We start from the raw sequence: 21,283 nt of genomic DNA, 5'->3' as shown, positions 1-21,283 counted from the left end.
GTTACTCTCCGCTAGATGCAAAAAGCATAGAGCTGAGTTTCATTGCCAAATGATAAAAATCTTTTGACGATTTAGTATATTCATTAAGGTCAACAATAGTGGTGTTTTGCGCCAATGCTTGGTGAATAAATTCATCTTCAAATATGACACCTAAAACCTTAGACGGATCAAACTCGGAGGAGATTAAAGTTCTAATGTCAGATTCAATTTTACGTTCTGGGTTATACCTATTAAACATAAATATATCTGACTCAGTAAATGATTTTATTGATGCTGAAAATTTAGAATAGCTAGATACTTCACAAGTACCTACATTAATTTTAAGGTCATACCCTGACAAACACTTAGTGTCTTTTAACGAGTTGTAAGAGGGATAATCAACCAACACAATAGTTTCTTGTGACTCAAAGTCGATTTCATCAAGGATATCAGTTAAATAATTGGGGGACAGAAAAATAAGTCGAAGTATATCAACTTGCTCTATATGACCAAAAGGGAAAAAGGTAGTACGATTTCTATCTTCAAAGGCAAAATTAGTCCAAGGTTCCTCATTTAGTAAACCTTTATGTAATCCGTCAGTTCTATCTAACCCCATGCCAAAATGTAATCGAAGATCGTTACTTTTACAGAAGTCGAATACCAGAACGTTGAAACCAACTTTTCTCAAGGCGACCGCTAAATTAGCCGTTACTGCGGTATTACCTACACCACCTTTAACACCTTGTACAACGACAAGTTTATAATCTTTTTCTGGCATGATTATTTATATTGGCCAAATACTGAAGTGATAATTAATTACACATATATGAAGACTGGGTCAACAACATCCAATTTGCTTTGATGTCTTGACAGTTTTTAGTTTGATTTATCTCACGATAAGAAACTGAATGAACAATTTCTTTCGTGTCATTTAAATGCTTTATATCCGTTGAAATAACATCATCATTTTCAGTTAATTTACGACTAATCACAGTTACTCCAATTGTTAAGATATAAGGATATATTGTGATAATACCCAAGTTTTATGCCAAATGGCATAAGTTTTTTATTAGCATAGTTCAAATTAAAAAAAATGTAACTAGAATCAACAAATTAGATTTTATTCATCTTTATTTAAATCGTACTTTCTCATTTTCAACTAAGGTTGTGCGTCTTAAGTTCAATTGTTCAGCAGCTCTAGCAACCACATAATCGGTACATTGCAGTGCTTGCTCAATTAAATTCACTTCTAATTCTGACAAAAACTCTTTTAAATCTATGCCTTCTGTTGGCAAAATCATTGATGTAGGATCGGCAACGGTCGTCACCGACATAGTGAAATCTTCAGAGCCATCGTCATCTTCATCATCATGATCGGCAAACATATCAATGAGCGCTTGGCGTTCCATAATTTCATCAGGATATTCTGGGATAAATGGTGAGTCGTCTGTGTAGCAATATCTTTGTGGTAGGTCGTGCACATCAACCATTTGATTAGGAAACATGATCAACAATCGTTCGACTAAGTTTCCAAGTTCACGAACATTGCCAGGCCATTTATGCTGTTTTAATGAATCCAGTGCTCTGTCGGTTAAATTGAATCTCGCTTTATGCTCGGCTTCAAAACGAGTTGTAAACTCTTGTACCAACAACTCTAGGTCATCACTTCTTTGACACAAAGAAGGCGACTCGATAGGAAATACATTTAAACGATAGAATAAATCCTCACGGAATTTACCTTCCTCTATCATGTCTTCCAAGTCGCGGTGCGTGGCAGCTACAACTCGTACGTCAGCCTTAATTGCCTTAGTACCACCAACCCTTTCATAGGTTCGCTCTTGTAATACACGCAGTAATTTAACTTGCATTTGTAGCGGCATATCGCCAATTTCATCTAAAAATAACGTGCCGCCTTGAGCTAATTCAAACCGTCCTTTTCTCGACGATATTGCTCCAGTGAAAGCCCCTTTTTCATGGCCAAACAATTCACTTTCTAATAATTCTGCAGGGATAGCACCACAGTTAACTGGCACAAATGGCCCGCCAACTCGGTTAGATAACAAATGAACGTTTCTTGCGATAACTTCTTTACCCGTTCCTGACTCACCAAGGATTAATACGTTGGCTTCTTTATCTGCAACTTGGTTTATTAAAAAACGGATTTCGTTCATAGGTTCGGTATTACCAATCAAACCTTCGAATTTATTACCTTGAGTCGCATTTGGCGCTCTAGGCATTAATCGTTTGTATTCTTGGCAGTCACGAATTTGTTGAGTGATAACAGGATAAAGGAAAGGTTCACTTAAAATGCCTAATACATTTTTTTGTTCAAATAGATATTTGAGTGTGTCGCCCAATAACAGAAATGGGACACCCGGTTGAGACTTAACAAGTGCTTCATGTTCGCCACTGGATAATGCACCTAATACACAACAGGTCACCACATCTTCTGGAATACATTTACTGGCAAACTGAGACTCTGAAACCACTTCACATTGTTCGCCAATAAAAATTAAAAGCCCTGCCATTAAATTAGCACGGCGTTCGTTTTCATCCAAAATTAGGATAGTTTGTACGGATGATGGCTTTTGTGTCATGGTTAATATCTAACTATTTATTTTGTATTATCAACCAATTGTAACGTTACAGATCTGAGTTGCAAGTCTTAAAAAGCAAAAACGCCTGAAAATTGACGCTTTGACCATATTTTGACAAAGTAGGCTTTAACGACTAGAGCTGACGTTTACGTTCTGCGTAAATACCTAATGCTGCAAAACATGCGATAACAGCTAATGGTAAATACATAGCAGGCAATGCCGCCAATTGCGTTGTGATTATATTAGTTAACAGTACCGTTAACGCACCATAGCCAAATGTACATACAGCAATAAAAATACTCATACGCACCAAAAAGTGTGCAGATTTTATAAGGTTCTTGATGTAATTATTAATATCAGCGCCTGCAATAACCAATAAAGAAGCGACTAAAGCCAAAGCTATGTCATCACTATACGGACGAATTACACCACCAACTTCTACCAATACATCGTAAATATAATACATTAAACGTTAACTCCATATTTTTTGAATAATTCCAGCATATCTTGCTCGGTTAACACAGGCACACCTAAGTCTTGCGCTTTAGTTAATTTAGAACCTGACTTTTCTCCAGCCACTAAAAAGTCAGTTTTAGCGGATACACTTCCGGCTACTTTAGCGCCCAAAGACACCAATGCATTTTTAGCTTCTATGCGCCCCATCTCATTTAATGAACCTGTTAACACGTAAGTAAGCCCTAACAATGGTTGCTCTGATTCGGCTTTCTTTTCGATAAACGGCCAATTTATACCATTATCAACTAATTGATTTATAACATCTATATTGTGTGATTCTTTAAAAAATGACAACAAATGATTTGCCACAATCGCACCAACATCGGAAACCGTAATTAAACTGTCAAAGTCAGCTTGTTGGATATTCTCAAGCGTTTGAAAGTGATTGGCTAAGTTTAATGCTGTAGCCTCTCCCACTTCTCTTATCCCTAAAGAGTATAAGAATTTAGATAATGTAGTGGCTTTTGAATCTTCTAATGCAGTTACTAAATTTTGTGCTGATTTAGGCCCCATACGCTCCAAACTTGAGATTTGTTCTTGGGTTAACACAAATAAATCGGCAGGTGATTGAATTAAATTCTCATCCACTAACTGATCAACAATTTTATCTCCTAAACCATCAACATCGAATGCTTTACGCGAGGCAAAATGTTTAATGGCTTGTTTACGTTGTGCGCCGCAAAATAAACCTGCAGTACAACGAGTGACAGCCTCACCTTCTAGCTTTTCTACTTTAGAATCACATACAGGACAAGATGTTGGAAATTGGATGACTCTAGCATCATCAGGACGTTTATCTAATACAACCGAGACTATCTGCGGGATAACATCACCCGCGCGTCGAATGATAACGGTGTCGCCAATCATAATACCTAAACGTTCAATCTCTTCAGCATTATGCAAGGTAGCATTGGAAACCGTAACGCCACCAACAAAAACAGGCTGAACTTTAGCAACAGGCGTTATAGCGCCGGTTCTGCCAACTTGAAATTCAACATCGTTTAATACCGTTAATTCTTCTTGGGCTGGGAATTTATACGCAATTGCCCATCTTGGCGCACGAGCAACAAAACCTAATTCAGCTTGTAAGTCGATATCATTTACTTTTAATACCGTGCCATCAATTTCATAATTTAATGATGCACGCTTTTCGCTTATGTTTTTATAAAAGTCGAGAACGCCTTCAATACCTTTCGCCACGGTAATTTCAGGACAAACTGGTAGACCAAAGGATTTAACTTGTTGTAAACGTTCACAATGGGTGTCGGCTAATTCAAACTCGTCAGATACCACGCCCAAACCATAAGCATAAAAAGCCAAAGGTCTTGCTGCGCTAATTTTTGAGTCTAATTGACGTAAACTACCCGCGGCTCCATTACGAGGATTAACCATAGGTTTAGTGCCATTTTCTTTGGCTTTTTGGTTAAACGCATGAAAACCATCTAATGATAAAAAGACTTCACCACGTATTTCTACACGTTGTGGATAATTGCCGTTATCGCTGCTGCCAATCAATGACAATGGAATGCTTTTAATGGTTTTTACGTTTTCAGTAATATTTTCACCAACCGCGCCATCACCACGCGTGGCCGCGCGTACCAGCTTTCCGTCTTCGTATAAAATGCTCACAGCTAAGCCATCTAGTTTAGGCTCACAGCAAAATTCAAATATTTGATCGGTTTTTAAACGGTCGTTGATACGTTTATGAAACGCAACAAACTCATCTTCCACCATGGCATTGTCTAACGACAACATAGGCACTTCATGACTGACTTGTTCAAACTTATCTAGTGCGGCACCACCAACTTTCTGAGTTGGTGATTGTGGATTTAACAAATCTGGGTATTGCGCTTCTAATGCTTGTAACTCACGAAATAAACGGTCGTATTCAGCGTCTGGAACCGTAGGAGTGTCTAACACGTAATATTGGTAGTTGTAGTCACTTAATGTAGTAACAAGTTCGCTAATGCGCTGAGAAATAGAGTCTGTAGACATGTGTGATAATCCAATAAAAGAATGCGTAACGATTTAATGGAGGGAGTATAAAGAAAGTTAGTCAAATATAAAAATCGAAGATGTGATTTATCCACTAACTATCTCATAAAATCTATTACCGAATGGGTCGGGGCTGTTTTAGTCATTAAATTGATAAAATGAGCGAGCAAGGTGATTACCGTAATATAGGAAAGGCTAACCCTGGTTAGCCTAACTTAGGATACTTACAAATATTGCGGCCTACTTCCTTTGCTTGCTGTAAATACTGCTCAGCATCTTCAAGTAATGGCACCATCTTATCTTGCGCTAAGAAAACGGTAGATACGCCTAGGCTTACAGTGATAAATTTATATTTAGAATCTGGGTGGGCAATTTTACAAGCAAATACCGCTCTTCTAATTCTAATCGCCACTTCAATCGCGCCTTGAGGTGTTGTGTTAGGTAACACTACGGCAAAAAGAGCGCAGCCCATATAAGCAACAAAATCACTTGGTCGCATTAAAGCGTCTTGAATACTATCCGCGACTTCTTTTAACGTAATATCACCGCGAATATGGCCATAGATTTTATTGAACTGTTTAAAATGGTCGATATCAATCAGAATAACAGCGGCATCAACTTTTTCTCTATTCGCACTTTTTTCTACTTTAACAATATGTTCATCAAAATAACGGCGATTAAAAATCGTCGTCAAGTCATCCTTATAAACTAAACTATTAAGAATATCTCTTTGATATTTAAGCGATAAGTGCGCTTTAACTCGATTTTTAAGGGTGATTGGGTTAATGGGTTTACTAATAAAATCAACGCCCCCACTTTCCCAGCAATCATTTTCTTCATCTTGTTCATCACAAGACGTAATAAATATAATCGGGATCTCAGCGGTGGATAATCTCTGTTTTAAAATAACGCAGGTTTCTATACCAGACATATTAGGCATAACAACGTCGAGTAAAACCAGATCTGGGGGATCATTCTGGCAAACCTCAATAGCTTGGTCGCCATTGGTTGCAGCCAGAATAGAATAGTCGCTAGATAAAATGTTATATATCAATTGAATATTAATAGGTTGGTCGTCCACTATTAATATTTTTGAATGACTTAAGTTTAACTCAGCATTGTTATCTAATACATTGACCATATTTAGTCTTCCACTATTAGTTTTCTAAGCGCGTCTAATTGCACTTTTGCCTCTGTAAATTGTAATTTATTTAAGTTCTGCACTAACTCATCACACAACGAACTTGATAACGAATTTAGCGACGATGCTATATTTTTATATGAGTCGATTGCTTTCATATTAAACTGAGCAACATCTTGATACAGAACATTAAAACCCTCTTTTAAATCTACTGTACCCTCAACAACACTAATTTCCAACGGTTCAATTAATAATATATTTAATAATCCTTCAATATCATTAACCGCTTGCTCCATTAATTTCACCACAGAGCTAAGCTGAGTCTGGGATAATGAAGCATCTGACTCTAGAGCATTATCGTCAATCTGCTGTTCAATCGTTTTTGCTATATTATATAAATCTTTAAAACCAAGGCTCGCAGCCGAGCTTTTCATGGTGTGGAATAAAATATGAGTGTCTTGCCCTAATGGCTCAGATGACTTTGCACTTAAGGTAACAAGGTCAACTTTTAAGTCGTCAACAAACAACTCTAACGAGCGTTTATATAAGTCGGTTAAATAGTTAAATCTAGCTAAGCTCGTTTTTATATCAATTTGTTTATTCTCACAATACTGAATTACGTCATCAGTTAAAGACTGATGTAACTTTTTATTACCGCTAGATGCACTTTTTAACGCACTACTGCCTGATGTCTCTTTTAATATTTGCTCAACCACATAGTTTAATTGGAACGGCTTACCTATATGTCCATCCATACCAGCTTGGTAACACAACTCTTTATCTGAGTCTGATACATTTGCCGTCATTGCATAGATAGGCAGAGACAAGTACTTTTCATTCGCTCGAATACGACGCGTTGTCTCGTAACCATCTAAATCTGGCATTTGAATATCCATTAAGACAAAGTCAAAAGAGCTTTGTTCTAACTCCTTAAGAGCAACTAATCCGCCCTCGGCAACCACAACCTCAGCCCCTTGGCTTTTTAATAATGTTTTAGCAATCAATTGATTCGTCGGATTGTCTTCAACGACTAGAATCGACTTACCATCTAGTGGCTTGCCTTTTACTTTAATCTCTTGTGGTATTTGCTTTTGTTGAGATGCACTTACCGCATCAGAAATAGCGTCAACTAACATTGTCCTAGTGACAGGTTTAGTAATAAAGCCGTTCAGTGCAGACTTAGACTCTGACGCTTTTTCGGCAAGTTTCTGACGACTAGTAGCTGAAACCATTATAACTAAAGGCACCTCTTCAATCGGTGTAATACTTCTGATTTTTTCAGCAAGCTGCCAACCATCCGTTTTCGGCATTTTCCAGTCGAGTAATACAAGATCAAACCTATGTTCATCTTTTATCGCTTGTTGAAATAATGTAAATGCATCTTCTGCATTGGAGGCGACACAAACTTGCCAACCAAGTAATTTAATCGTGTTACCTAATATATTTAACGCTGTTTGATTATCATCGACCAGCAGTATATTTAACGGTTTAGCAAGCTCAGCAGGAACAAGCTTACTACTAGCCTCTACCTCCACCAGCGGAAGTTGGAAACTAAACGTAGAACCGACATTTATTTCACTTTCGACGGTTAAATCACCGCCCATTAACTGCACAAATTGATGAGCTATGGTTAATCCAACACCTAAGCCGCCATATTGACGAGAACTCGAGTTATCTGATTGAGAAAACAGTTCAAATATTTGCGATAGTTGCCCAGTTTCAATACCAATACCTGTGTCTGATATAGCAACAAGTAAAGTGACGTCTTTGCCAGCCGCTCTTTGTGCATTAATATTAATGACGACTTCACCGCTTAGTGTAAATTTAACGGCATTGGAAGCAATACTTAGTATGATTTTCCTTAACTTTTTAACATCCCCCATCAGCATAATTGGAACATCTGGGTCCATATCAAAGTGTACTTCAACTGGCTTATCCGCCAACATAGCTGACAACTGAAAACCAACATCATTTAGTACATCATCAAGGATGAATTCGCTGTAGTCGAGTTTTAACAAGCCTCTTTCAGCATCACTTAAGTCCATAATGTCGTCGATTATATAAGTCAGATGTTTCATGGATTGCTTTGCGCCATCAACACTCGTGCGCTGAATGTCATTCAACACAGTAAGTTCCAACATTTGCAGCATGCCACTAGTAATATTCAGCGGCGTTCTAAGCTCATGACTCATTTGTGAGATAAATGTAGTTTTTGATTTACTGGCTGCATCCACTTTGGATAGAGCCAGTTTCAACTTAGTCTCTTCTTTTAACCGCATAGAGATGTTCTTTGCAGCCAGGTAATAAACTATTTCGTTGTCTATTTCTAACTTACAACAAGAGATAAGCATGGGAATGGTTTCGCCATTACTATGTTGATAGTAACGCTCTAAGGTAATTCGATTATTATCATTAATATCGTATTTAACTGAATCCCAAGATTCATTGTCATCAAATAGCATAATCTGGTTTATCGACTGTTCATGTAAAGAACGAGTGTTATGACCCAATTGAATATTAGCAAACTCATTTAAGTGCAGAACAACACCTTTTGAGTCTAACCACAATAAAACATCTTGAGAGTTATCCAAGGCGCTGTTAATCAAGGACACGTGTCGTTTTAAAGATAACGTTTCACGTATATCTTCGGCTAGAAATACATAACCCGTTTCATTGCCATGTTCATTCAAAATGATAGATGAGGTTAAGTTAACCGGAATATCAAACTCAACATTTTTAGGACTAAACGTAACTAATGTAGAAGACTGACGCTCTAGCTGCTTTTTAATCCAGTCGGTAAATTTAATACTTTTGTTGTGATCAGAAAGACTTGAATGAAGTAACTCAGTTATGTTTGTTTTATCTAACGTTGTAGACGCCTCTAATTGCAACAAGGCTAATGCACTTTGATTTAATAAAGTAATAATGCCATTAACATCGGTAGCAATAATTGCTGTACGGCTACTATTTAACACGCTCGTTTGAAATAATGCTTTACGCTGTATTTCGCCTGATTTTTCTACTACCTGTTGCTCTAACAGCTCATTTTTATTTTCTAATTCATTCTGTAGTTGGACAAGTTTAGTCACATCTATGATGCTTACCGTTGCCCCAAAAAACTCGTTATTTTGCATTAAAGGAATGAAGCTAACTTGTAGTTGTTTAGCCGTTGTTACATCGTCTGTTTTATATTCAAAGGATTTATTTAATATCGTTTCGCCACGACTGACTTGTTTGAAATAGCTAACTAACGTGTCTTTGGTTATATAAGGTTTTAACCAATTAATCAGAGGTTCTCTTTTTCGCTCCAGGTTCTCAATATAAGTGCTAAATAAACTTTCAGCTGAAGTGTTCCAATGTAGAATCAAAAAGTCTTTATCAACCGCGACAATCGCTTCTGTGGTGTTTTTTACTACAGCCGCATAACTGAGTTTTCGAGTCAGGGAATCTAATCGTCTTGATACATTACGCCCTATAAATAACACCAACACTGATAATAAAATCGACAATATAAGGATTTGGTAAAACACATTTGCAGGGCTTGTTAGCGCCAAAGACTCAACATAAGGCACTGTTGGAGAAACCGCTATCTGCCATTTTCGTCCATAAATATCAATAATGTTGGTTAAACGAGTACCGCTATCAACATCTGCGTCCATGTCAGAGTTATAAAAGTTAATCTCTTGATCTAAATAAAGGTCAGAAATATCAATACGAAAGTTAATATTTAGCTCAGATACTGCATCCAATATTTCATGTATTAGTAGTGGCGCATACACCCAACCATCTATACTTGCATTTGAACTTTGGCTCGCATTGACTGAGTTTTTGATAGGTAATAATAATAAAAATCCATAATTTTGTTTATTATTCGCCTGAACCAAAGTTATTGGCCCGGTTAATTGTGTTGTATTTGAAACTGCCGCTTTAATCGCAGCTGAACGTCTATTTTGCTCTGAGCCGATATCTAAACCAACGGCTTGTTGGTTATTAATTTCCGGTTCGATATATTGAATGATGAATAATGTGTCTTGTGGATTATTTAGCTGTTTTAATACAAATGGACCAGACCTATCCTTTTCAGCATATTTTAAAAATGAATTTAGATCGTTTTTGTTTACTTTTTTAATAACGCCAAAACCTCGAGAGCCAGGAAACTCGATATCATATTGTCTACTTTGAGAGTAATCCAAATTATGGCGGTAGGTAAACTTATCTAACTGGACGCTGTTGACTGCAGCCCTTAGCCCTTGTAACCCATATTCATATTTACCAACACCAAGAACTATATCATTGGAGATTTCATTTAATTTTTTTGATATTAACGTATTTAACTTAATGTCATTTTTATTTTTTACAGAGCCTTTAGCCCACAATGCCACATATAAACCACAGCCAAATATAATAAGAGAAGCAACTAAAAATCGAATAAGTATTGGGTTATTTAATATATTTACCCGTTTTATATCTCCACGTTCCATATCTAATTAGTCCCTTGATTTAAATAAATTATTTTTATTAAGCATAGTCAATTAAAAATAATAGGCTATGCTTAATAAAAATAATTATTGATAGAAATAGTTTCTTCATTTTGCTTAATGCGTATTACTCAAGGAGGGTGTAATGATGTTTAATTTAATATCCTATATTAAAAGTGAGAATTTATGTTTATAACATCATTAGATTCTCAGCCGCAAAAAGTATTAATTATTGATGACGCGATACAAAATATTCTATTTTTACAAAGCTCATTATCTGACTTAGCAAGTATTCACTTTGCAACCAATGGTCCTGAAGGACTGGCATTATGTGAAGAATTAAAACCAGACCTTATCTTATTAGACATTTCTATGCCCGGAATGGATGGCTGGGAAGTCTGTACCATACTAAAAGACAATCCTCTGACCTCAGATATTCCCGTTATATTTATAACCGGTAATGAACAACCTGAAGCTGAACAACTCGCACTAGAAAAAGGCGCGATTGATTTTATTAATAAACCTTTTGACCCTAAAATTTGTCGTTTAAGGGTTATGAATCAATTAAAACTCAGAAACCAATCGAGAGTCCTACAACAAGCCAAACAAGAAATGACTCAGCTTGTTGAGTCAGTTCCTGTGTTAATTACTTATTGGGATGAAAATTGGAATAATATTTTTTCCAATGACTTAACCGGGAAGTGGTTTGACGGCTTTAATGAGACAAGCCATAACAAGCATGTTACTCAATCCTTGCCTAGAGAGGTTTACCATAGGTTATTATCTCACTCGGAAATTAAACATAAAAATTCAATTGAGTTCACAGTATCTGTACAGAGTAATAAACAAGATCAACATTTTCGTGTTTTCCAATCCGCCACCTTTAATGAAGGCGTCTTAGTTGGCTCTTTAGTCACTTTTGTTGATATAACCGATGCAAAAAAAGCGAAACAAGCCCTGCATTCAGAAAAAGAAAGGCTACGAGTCACATTACAATCTATTGGTGATGCCGTTATTGCAACCGATACACAAGGTTACATTACCTTTATCAACCCAATTGCAGAACGAATGACCGGGTGGCGATTTAAAGACACGCCACCAGAAAAAATCGAAGACGTCATGTTGCTTCGGGACGCAGATACTAAAAAGCCTTTATTAAACCCGCTTTATCTCGCATTAAGTGAACAACGAACGGTCGCGATGGCGTTAAATAGCGAATTATTATCACATTCCCATCAAGTTTATGCGGTTGAAGATTCGGCTGCGCCAATCAGAGATGAAAAAGGTGAGATTATAGGCGCTATTATGGTTTTCCATGATGTTAGTGAAGCCATGGCATTAGCGATGAAAATGAGTCATTTGGCTAACTATGATCAATTAACTGATTTACCTAATAGAATTTTACTGCAAGATAGATTAACCGTCGCAATTCAAACCGCAGCACGACAAAACCATAAAGTTGCAACCTTATTACTAGATATCGACAACTTTAAATATTTAAATGATTCAATTGGCCATCTACTTGGCGATCAGCTGATATGTAAGATGGCAAGACGGATCCAACAATTGCTTCCCGCTGCATTTACACTAGCAAGATTAGGCGGCGATGAATTTGTTATTTTAATGAATGAAATACAGTCCGTTGAAGCAGCGTTAAGCTTAGCGTCAGATTTAGTCACGGCGATGCACCAACCTTTCATGCTAGACGACAAACCTTATAATGTATCCGCGAGTGTTGGCGTGAGTGTTTATCCTGATGATGCAAAAGATGCAGAAGAATTAATTCGTCATGCGGACGTTGCTATGTATAGCGCCAAACAAGAAGGACGTAACCGTTTCTGTTTCTTCTCTGGAGATTTGGAAGAAAGTTTATTGCAGCGCCATGCTCTTGAACTCAAATTACGCCATGCAATTGAAAATGATGAATTAATTGTGGTCTACCAACCTAAGTTTAACCTTAAAACTAAGAATATAGTGGGCGCTGAAGCATTGGTCCGTATGGTGGATGAAAATAATCAGCTAATTTCACCTGTTGAGTTTATTCCAATAGCAGAAGATTCTGGCTTAATTGTGCCATTGGGTAATCAGGTACTGTTAAAGGCTTGTACCCAGGCAGCAAAATGGTTGAAAGAAGGAATGCCAATATCTGTCTCGGTTAACGTCGCAGCGGCTCAGTTTGCCGATCCAGACTTAGAGGCAATAATTATTGAGGTCTTAAATCAAACTCAATTACCGCCACATTATTTAGAATTAGAAATTACAGAAACGGCTTTAATGGGCGACATTAATGAAACTCAAACTAAGCTCTCAGTATTAAAAGGCTTGGGTATTAATATCTCTATTGATGACTTTGGTACTGGTTACTCTAGTTTATCTTATTTAAAAAAATTCAATGTAGACATAATGAAAATTGATATGTCGTTTGTTATCGACATGCTCAACAATACACATGACTATGAAATTGTTAAAACCATTATTTTACTAGGACAATCTTTATCTTTAACCTTAATTGCTGAGGGGGTTGAAACAGAAGAACAAGCCCAAGCGTTAATGGAATTAGGTTGCGGTATAGGGCAAGGTTATTTGTATAGTAAACCTTTACGTAAAAAAGAATTTATGACTTTTTTGGAGTCGGCAACCAAGAATCCTAATGAGACATAATCATGACTAAAGATATCGACGACGCACTCACTCAGAATAACAAGTTACTTTTATTCTCTATTGGCGGATTCGCATTAATTTGTCTGGTGATTTACGTTATATATAGCCACTATGCTAAAGAACAAATAAAAACAGAATGGTTAGATAAGTTAACCGCCACAACAAATTCGTCAGTGTCGTTAATGAATAAAAGTTTTGCCCAAAATAAAAGTAATATTGCATTTTTGCACTCCACACCACCCATCAAAGGCATTACCAGAGCATTAAATAACAATAATATTGATCCGTTTGATGGCACAACAACCGAACAATGGAAAAGGCGATTAGAAGTTATTTTTTCAGCGTTTATTGTCAACAATCCAGATATCAGGCAAATACGATACATATCAAAACTAAATCAAGGGCGAGAGTTAATTAGAGTTGAACGCCGCGATAATAAAATTATTGTTGTGCCTGATGCCTTACTGCAAAGTAAACAAGAGAGCGACTATTACAAAGCAATTAAGCCTTTGCACATTGATGAAGATTATATTTCAGATATATCATTAAACCGAGAGTACGGTGTTTTAGAAAACCCTCTTTGGCCAACGTATCGAGTTGCTCATACCATTTTCGACCAGGATTATCAGTTCTTTGGTTTTATAATATTGAACATAGATGCCACAAGCTTACTGACACAAATGAAAGATACCTTTTCACAGTCCGATTTTAACTTTTATTTATTGAACACCCAAGGTTACTTTATTAGCGCAGACAGAGAGGCATTAACCTTTGGTTTTGACTTAAATAAACCTGATGCTATTTGGTCCAAATTGACCAACCAAGCACTCCTCCCTAATGATAATAAAATCAATCAACTAACCTTTGATCAACAAAAATATTATATGTACGGCTCAGAATTACGATTATCTCTTAGAGACTTTCGTAGTTTAAATATCATAGGTGGGCTGTCGGAAAATAGACTTGGACAAATATGGGATCAACAGAGCAAATTTGTGATCCTTATATTAATCACCTTATTCACTATTGTTACTCTTGTCACTTTTTACTATCAAAAATACTTGAACAAAATATTGTCTTTGTACGATCATCAATCTCGTTATGAGGCTATTATTTCTGGCTCTTCAGATGCAATTATTGGTTTAGACGTAACAGGTAAAATACTAAGTTGGAATGAGTCTGCAACTTATCTTTTTGGCCTCAATGATGAACTTGCACACTCTAAAAACATTAATGAAATAATAGGCGTAACCAAAAAAGATTTTTTGTTAGATGAAGCCCTACTCTCCAACATTATAAATAAAACGCAACCGGTCACCTATGAAGTAACAAATGATAGCGATAAAGACAATCCAGTCTTTTTATCGGTTAACTTATCCCCTGTCATTCATCATAAATCAGATACACCAGCATCTGTTGCTGCACTCATTCGTGATATCACGGAGTCAAAAGTTAACCAGCAAAAAATCATAAATCATAATGAGTCTTTAGAAAAAGAAGTACATCAACGAACTCAAGAATTAGAGCTGTTAGCCAAAAAAGCCGTTGATGCCAGCCAATCTAAAAGTGCATTTGTCGCTAATATTAGCCATGAGATCCGTACTCCGCTAAATGGGATTTCAGGCATGTTAGAGTTGATCAATAAAGATCCTTTAACCGACAAGCAAACTAATTATATTAAGTTAGCAAAAAGTAGTATTTCCAATTTATCCGTACTAATAAATGACTTATTAAATTTATCAAAAATTGAAGCTGGAAAACTAGATATTGAATTGGACGAGTTTAACCTAACCCAAACAATAAGTTCAGTCATTGAAACTATGTCGATACGCTGCATGGAAAAGAACATAGATTTACTGTTTGATTGGACCAATATAGAACATGAACTACTGGTCAGTGATGATTATCGGTTCCAACAAGTGCTGGTAAATTTGATAGGTAATGCCATTAAGTTTACCAACAAAGGGACTATTTTAGTCACTGCCAAAACCACAATAAATGATACCAACCCAGAACGTGTCGACTGTGTTATCACAGTGCAAGATACGGGTCTTGGTATGACAGCTGAAGAACAAGAAAAGTTATTCCAACCTTTTACTCAAGCTTCTGCCAACACAGATAAACAATACGGTGGTACGGGTTTAGGTTTATCAATTTCCAAAAAATTAGTTAAGCTACTCGGTGGTAGAATTCATGTTACAAGTGTTCTCAATAAAGGCAGTACATTTACATTTTCAATCCAATCCAAATTGATAAAACATCAAATATCACCACTGCTAAGCCCTAAATTACTAGGTAAAAAGATCATACTGATCAGTGAACAAAGCCAACAGTATGCACCTCTATTAAAACAACTCCGCCGTTGGCAAGCTGAAGTCTATTTATTTAATAATCAACAAGCTGAGCAACACATTAGTAACACAAGAGAGCCTGACTTATTATTTATAGACAGCCATATGCTTAATAACTCTGCAGAAAAATGGCACAAACTCTGCGATGCAAATAGTCATTGTCAGCTGATAATTTTAGAAGACTTAAAATCAGAATTAATTGCCCCTGATATTTATAAAGGTGGATTCTTTGTCAATACCCCACTTTTACCATACCAACTATTAAATATAATCGACTCAATATTTAATACAGGCACAGCCAATAAGCTAGCAGAAAATACAGTTAAGAAAATAGACCAACCAAATAAGTATTCAATATTGGTGGTTGATGACAATGAAATTAATCAGATAGTTGCAGCTGGCTTATTGGAGGCACTTCCTGTTGAAATTACAACAGCCAGTAATGGGCAAGAAGCATTAGATATATTGAATAACACATCTACTTCCTTTGATTTAATTTTAATGGATTGCCAAATGCCAATCATGGATGGATTTGCAGCTACTGAAGCTATACGACAAGGAAAAGCAGGTTATGAAAATAGTAAAATAAGTATTATTGCGATGACCGCAGGTGCTATGTCTGGTGATAAAGACGCTTGCCTTCAATCTGGAATGAATGACTTCATTATAAAACCATTAGATGGAATTAACTTTAGAAGTAAAGTTCTATCCTGGCTAGAGAGCAGTTAATCTAGCTATAACCTCAATTATTATTTTATTTTAGTTAATCTGAGTTAAGTAATTAAAAAGACTTAGAAAAAAGAGCATATTTTCAGTTACTGACTACATTTAGCCTAAGTTAGTTTAATTATATTAAAATTTTTCTGCATATTGTCGATAATGTTATATCGAAAAGCTTTAGGGAGCACATTAATGCCGAGTAAACGGAAGACACTTACTATCATGCAATCATCAATTATTAGCTTATTAATTGGTGTATCAACGCTATTATTTTTAATGATTTGGGTTATAAGTAATATATCAGCGAATTATCAACGTCATAACCTTGATAAACAAATTTCTGAATTAATGGACTCAATTGAAAAAGTTGCTCATAACCATGCTGTTGAAAGAGGATTAACCGCAGGTTATTTAAATTCAAAATCCATTAGTGATAAATCTAAGCTAGATACACAAAGACAGTCTTCTGATAATGCCGTAGTCATAATGCAAAAAGCCATCGATAAAGATTGGGGCAAACATCTAAATGTAAAAAAATACACTCACTTATTAACTGATTTTTTAAAGAAAAAAAATGATACTCGTCAAAAAGTTAATAAACAAAATGCACCTCAAGCATTCCAATATTACAGTTCTCTCAATAAAGTGGCTCTTGATACCATCCAATTTTTACAGGCTGAAGTTTTTGACCAAATATTAAAAGAAGACAACAATGTTATTTTAAACATTGCCAGGTTTAAAGAACGTGCAGGTCAAGCTCGAGGATTAATAAATGGAATATTATCCAAAGGTGAATTGTCACTATCTGAAAAAGCCGAAATAACATCTTATATCGAGGATATGAAATTACTCGAAATCTACATTGAGAACAGTGAACTCCCTAGTTTAGTTGAGCAATTTAACAATATTATGTCGTCAACGGTCACTCAAAAAATAAAAAATATACATAGTAGAATTTTACAATCGTCTGATGTATTGGATAAAAGTCAGTTTGTACCACCAAGTGAATGGTTTTCACTTGCAAGTGTTCAAATTGGCGAGTTTAAAAAGTTATTAGACAAAGAGTGGGTCACCGCGCATCATCATGCTCAAAAATTAGCTGACGATGCTATGTTCAACCTAATTGTCATTTCAATATTAGTTGTGTCGGCGCTGCTTGCGTTAATGGGTATTAACCTTTCGTTAATAAAACGCCTTAAACATGAATTAGATACTTTGACCACAGTGCTAAATGCCATGTCTAGAAATAGTGACTTAACCTTAGATTCACGCCTCAATTCTTCCGATGAGCTAGGTAATATTTCAAATGCGATCCACGCTACTATTACCTCATTTAAAGATTTGTTACTTGGCTTGTCGGTTTCAATTAGTACGAATACACGTTTGGGTAATGACTTAAATACTGCAAGTGTAGAAGTTCACAACAGTGCTCTAAATACCCAAGGATTAGCTCAGAGTATCGCTACGGCAGTTGAAGAGATGGCCGCAACGAGCTCAGAAATAGCTAAGTCGGCGACAGAGACATTAAACTCAAGTGATCAATTGTTAAAAAGAGCACAGCAAACTGCTGATGTAAGTAATAAAACTCAAACGGCTATTTCTCAACTTAGTGACAACATGAATTCAATCTCTGATAAAGCGAGTTACATGGAGCAACAAGTTAATGCGATATCAGAAATATTAGTGAATATTAACTCCATCTCTGATCAAACTAACTTACTCGCGTTAAATGCGGCAATTGAGGCTGCTAGAGCCGGAGAACAAGGGCGAGGATTCGCGGTAGTAGCCGATGAAGTTCGTAACTTAGCTAAAGGTAGCCAAGCGTATTCAACTGAGATTTCAACCTTGCTAGTTGGCCTACAAACCGCAACACAAGAAGTAATGAGTGCGATTAGCGATAATGTACAAACAGCACAAGATTCAATGGCTGTAACCCATGAAGCAACCCAAATTGCCAATGAGCTGCAAACCATGAGCCGTGAAGTTGAAGCACAAACAACTCAAGTTGCCACAGCAGCCGAACAACAATCAATTACAACTGCTGAAATAGCCAGTAATACCACCAAAGTTAATGAAGCCGCTAACGATGAGCTGGCAGAAATTGACAATATGAAACGTATTTTCTCTGACATAGAAAGTAATGGTGATTTATTACAACGCTCAATGGATAGCTTTAAGATTTAGTTTATTGAATGAGTTAGCTTTGAGTTAGCTTTGAGTTAGCTTTGAGTTAGCTTTGAGTTAGCTTTGAGTTAGCTTTGAGTTAGCTTTGAGTTAGCTTTGAGTTAGCTAAAGCTAAGTTTATTCTGTCTTTTTGATTTGTATACAGAAGAATAAACTTAACGTTAACTAATATATCTGAGTGTTGATGTTGGTTTTATTTTAATGCCGCTAATTGTTCAGCACTTCTTTGTTCTTGTTCAACAAACTTCAACCATTGTGTTGCCATACGCTGTGAGCTTTTAATCTCTTTAGCAGACTTAAACGCTTCTAGCGCATCATCAAACTGTTTAAGGTTAACATTAGCCATTCCTAGCGCTAAATACGCGTTACCTGCGTTAGTTAATTTACCTTTAGCGATTGCTTTTATTGCATGCTGCACAACCAGTTTTGATTTACCTTTTTGTAAATAAATCTCAGCAATATTTAAGTCAGCATTCCCATCCTCGGTAATACTGGCTAATTGATTAAGTACTTCAACAGCTTTATCCGCTTCTTTAGCACCTTGCCAAGATTGTGCTAAAAACTTCAAGTTCTTGGCATTTTTTTCAATCAAGTTTTGCTCTATACCTTTACTTAATACACTCGCCGCTTTATACGGTAGGCCATTAAAGTAATAAATTTGCGACAAGGTCATCAACTCAGACTTTTGTGTTACAAATCCTTGCTGATAAGCAGCTTCCATTACCGCCAACTGTTTATCTTCTTGTTCTAGCTCACCGTACATACCCGCTAATTGCAGCCAATATTCAGGTTTATTAAACAAACGAACCATTTGTTCTAAGATTTCAGTGACTTTTTGATTATCTTTTAACTCAAAATAAACAGCACGTTGTAAAACATACCAGTTCTCTTCTGCGGCTTTTTCTTCGTCGGCCGCTTGAGCAATCGCACTTTCTATATATTTAGCTGCACTTTTATAATCTTTTGATTGGTATGATGCTTGTGCTCTTAGTACATTGTTATTTATTGGTGACGTCCCTTGATGAACTAAGTCCCACTTATCTAAAAACGTAATGGTTTTTCCATAATTACCATTTGCCATAGACAATTGAGCTAATGAAAATAAGGTACTTTTCTCCAATGACTCTGGGATAGGATCTTGTTCTACTACTTGCTCAAAAGATTTTATAGCTAGGTCTGTTTGGCCATCATTGTAATAAATAAAGCCATAAAAGTTATGCAACATAGCGCGTTCATAACTGTTTAAACTGGATGACTTAGACTTCACCTGATCTAAAATTTCCAAGCCGGCTTTAATATCACCCGCATCGGCAACTTCTTGTGCTCTCGCTAACTGGCTATAAACTCTTGCACCTAAAGCAGGTGTGCGTTTACGTGTTTTTTCTGACTTGCCTGTTTCTGCAGCATGCGCTGATGCAATCTCAATTACTGGCAATATATCTAGCACACTAGATGCTAAGGTAATAGCACAAGCTAATGTGGTACGTATAAACAATGTTTTCATAATTAAATCCAAATTTCTTAACTTGAAACGCAGCCGTTATTATTTAGCCATTTCAAAAGTTATACGGTTTTGTACACCAGTCACTTCTGTTGCAGTACCGTTAACCACCCGAGGTTTGTATTTAAATTTAAGTGCCGCATCCGTAGCCGCCCTATCAAACAACCCTTCTGGATTTGCTTCAATAACAACTGGATTTTTAACCGCACCGGTTTTATCAACCATAAATTCAACAATCACATAACCTTCAATACCACGCTGTAAAGCTCGACGAGGATAAACAGGTGCAACCTTAACAATTGGTAAATATTCACCGTCACTCGCATCTAGCGCTAAACCATTACCAATAGCTGTATTGGCATTAACGTTGGCACTAAAATCAAAACCCGCACTATTAGCCACAGCCGTATCCGATGACAATTGAGGTTGAGTCATTTGCGGTGGTGGCGTTTGTGGTTTCGGTGGCTTTTTCGGTTTACGTTCTTTTTTCTGTACCGTTTCATCTTGTTTTAATCGGATGAAATCCAAGACGTTGCCTTTGGCTGGGTCGGTAAAAACACTATCACTGTTTTTTATTAACGCTTGCATGCCATATAACAAAGCAAGAGTAACCGTTGCCGCTAAAGCCAACGCGATAATATATCTTTGTATCATTGGGTATTTTTGTTCAGCTAAGTTCACAATAATTCGCCTTTTTAGTTACCGTCGTCGGCAGCAATTGATACATCAAACACACCAGCAGCCCGAGAAGCATCCATAACCTTAATTAAGGTTTCTGTGGTCGATTTTTTATCGGCTTGAATAACAACTGAACCTTGAGGGTTTTCCGCTTTTAAACGTTCTACGTTAGCTTGTACAGCTCGTACATCTACTCGACGCTTATTGATCCAAATCTCACCTTTGTCAGAAATAGCAATTAAGATACTGGCTCGTTCTTTTTTAACGGCCGTTGCAGCTTCTGGGCGATTTACATCAATACCCGCTTCTTTTACAAATGACGCGGTTACGATGAAAAATATCAACATGATAAAAACAACGTCCAACATAGGCGTTAAATTTATCTCTTCTTGCTCTTCTTCTTGTAACAAACTAGCTAAAGGCGCTCTCATAATATTTTCTCTTTTCTTTCTTATCTGTGCTCAATTACGGTTAAGATATGA

Annotated in this window: 12 protein-coding genes and 1 pseudogene; 3 read left to right on the top strand and 10 right to left on the bottom strand. The window is 36.6% G+C overall.

Annotated features, from left to right (window positions below; genetic code table 11):
- Position 1: 1 nt before the first annotated feature.
- The 7 genes and pseudogenes from BTO11_RS08800 to BTO11_RS08770 all read right to left on the bottom strand — a co-directional run bounded on the left by BTO11_RS08800 (position 2) and on the right by BTO11_RS08770 (position 10,709).
- Positions 2-757 (bottom strand): cellulose synthase operon protein YhjQ/BcsQ, encoded by a 756-nt coding sequence (locus tag BTO11_RS08800; RefSeq protein WP_105052256.1) that lies wholly within the window; start codon positions 755-757, stop codon positions 2-4.
- A 34-nt stretch (positions 758-791) separates the two neighbouring features.
- Complete coding sequence (locus BTO11_RS08795; RefSeq protein WP_146105473.1) at positions 792-971, bottom strand: hypothetical protein; 180 nt, start codon at positions 969-971, stop codon at positions 792-794.
- 128 nt (positions 972-1,099) lie between these two features.
- Positions 1,100-2,576 (bottom strand): annotated as a pseudogene (locus BTO11_RS08790) (sigma-54 dependent transcriptional regulator).
- Positions 2,577-2,709: 133 nt separating this feature from the next.
- Positions 2,710-3,042, bottom strand: a complete 333-nt coding sequence (locus BTO11_RS08785) for a DUF3392 family protein (protein WP_105052254.1) — start codon at positions 3,040-3,042, stop codon at positions 2,710-2,712.
- Complete coding sequence (gene ligA / locus BTO11_RS08780) at positions 3,042-5,087, bottom strand: NAD-dependent DNA ligase LigA (protein ID WP_105052253.1); 2,046 nt, start codon at positions 5,085-5,087, stop codon at positions 3,042-3,044. The genes BTO11_RS08785 and ligA overlap by 1 nt, the downstream gene beginning before the upstream one ends.
- Positions 5,088-5,292: 205 nt before the next feature.
- The gene (locus tag BTO11_RS08775; protein WP_105052252.1) at positions 5,293-6,228 is read right to left on the bottom strand and encodes a diguanylate cyclase; all 936 of its coding nucleotides are present in this window, start codon (positions 6,226-6,228) and stop codon (positions 5,293-5,295) included.
- Between the two features lie 2 nt (positions 6,229-6,230).
- A complete protein-coding gene (locus tag BTO11_RS08770) occupies positions 6,231-10,709 on the bottom strand; it encodes a response regulator (protein WP_105052251.1) in 4,479 nt (1,492 codons plus the stop codon).
- A gap of 183 nt (positions 10,710-10,892) precedes the next feature.
- Here BTO11_RS08770 and BTO11_RS08765 point away from each other — a divergent pair, with 183 nt between their 5' ends.
- From BTO11_RS08765 to BTO11_RS08755, 3 genes are all read left to right on the top strand, one after another.
- Entirely contained in the window at positions 10,893-13,367 is a 2,475-nt protein-coding gene (locus BTO11_RS08765) for an EAL domain-containing protein (RefSeq protein ID WP_105052250.1), read from the top strand.
- A gap of 2 nt (positions 13,368-13,369) precedes the next feature.
- Positions 13,370-16,447, top strand: a complete 3,078-nt coding sequence (locus BTO11_RS08760; protein WP_105052249.1) for an ATP-binding protein — start codon at positions 13,370-13,372, stop codon at positions 16,445-16,447.
- Between the two features lie 213 nt (positions 16,448-16,660).
- Complete coding sequence (locus tag BTO11_RS08755; protein ID WP_181135877.1) at positions 16,661-18,622, top strand: methyl-accepting chemotaxis protein; 1,962 nt, start codon at positions 16,661-16,663, stop codon at positions 18,620-18,622.
- A gap of 193 nt (positions 18,623-18,815) precedes the next feature.
- On the opposite strand, the gene BTO11_RS08750 is transcribed toward BTO11_RS08755, so the two are convergent.
- From BTO11_RS08750 to BTO11_RS08740, 3 genes are read right to left on the bottom strand one after another with little or no spacing between them, the layout of a single operon-like run.
- Positions 18,816-20,126: a tetratricopeptide repeat protein gene (locus BTO11_RS08750; RefSeq protein ID WP_105052247.1), complete on the bottom strand. Its 1,311-nt coding sequence runs from the start codon at positions 20,124-20,126 to the stop codon at positions 18,816-18,818.
- 39 nt (positions 20,127-20,165) lie between these two features.
- Positions 20,166-20,777 carry an energy transducer TonB gene (locus tag BTO11_RS08745; RefSeq protein WP_181135956.1) on the bottom strand — a complete coding sequence of 204 codons (612 nt, stop codon included), beginning with the start codon at positions 20,775-20,777 and terminating at the stop codon, positions 20,166-20,168.
- Between the two features lie 41 nt (positions 20,778-20,818).
- Positions 20,819-21,232: an ExbD/TolR family protein gene (locus tag BTO11_RS08740; protein ID WP_105052246.1), complete on the bottom strand. Its 414-nt coding sequence runs from the start codon at positions 21,230-21,232 to the stop codon at positions 20,819-20,821.
- Positions 21,233-21,283: the final 51 nt, after the last annotated feature.

The organism is Psychrosphaera saromensis (assembly GCF_002954545.1).
Lineage (GTDB): Bacteria > Pseudomonadota > Gammaproteobacteria > Enterobacterales > Alteromonadaceae > Psychrosphaera > Psychrosphaera saromensis.
This window is presented reverse-complemented; position numbering and strand designations above follow the sequence as displayed.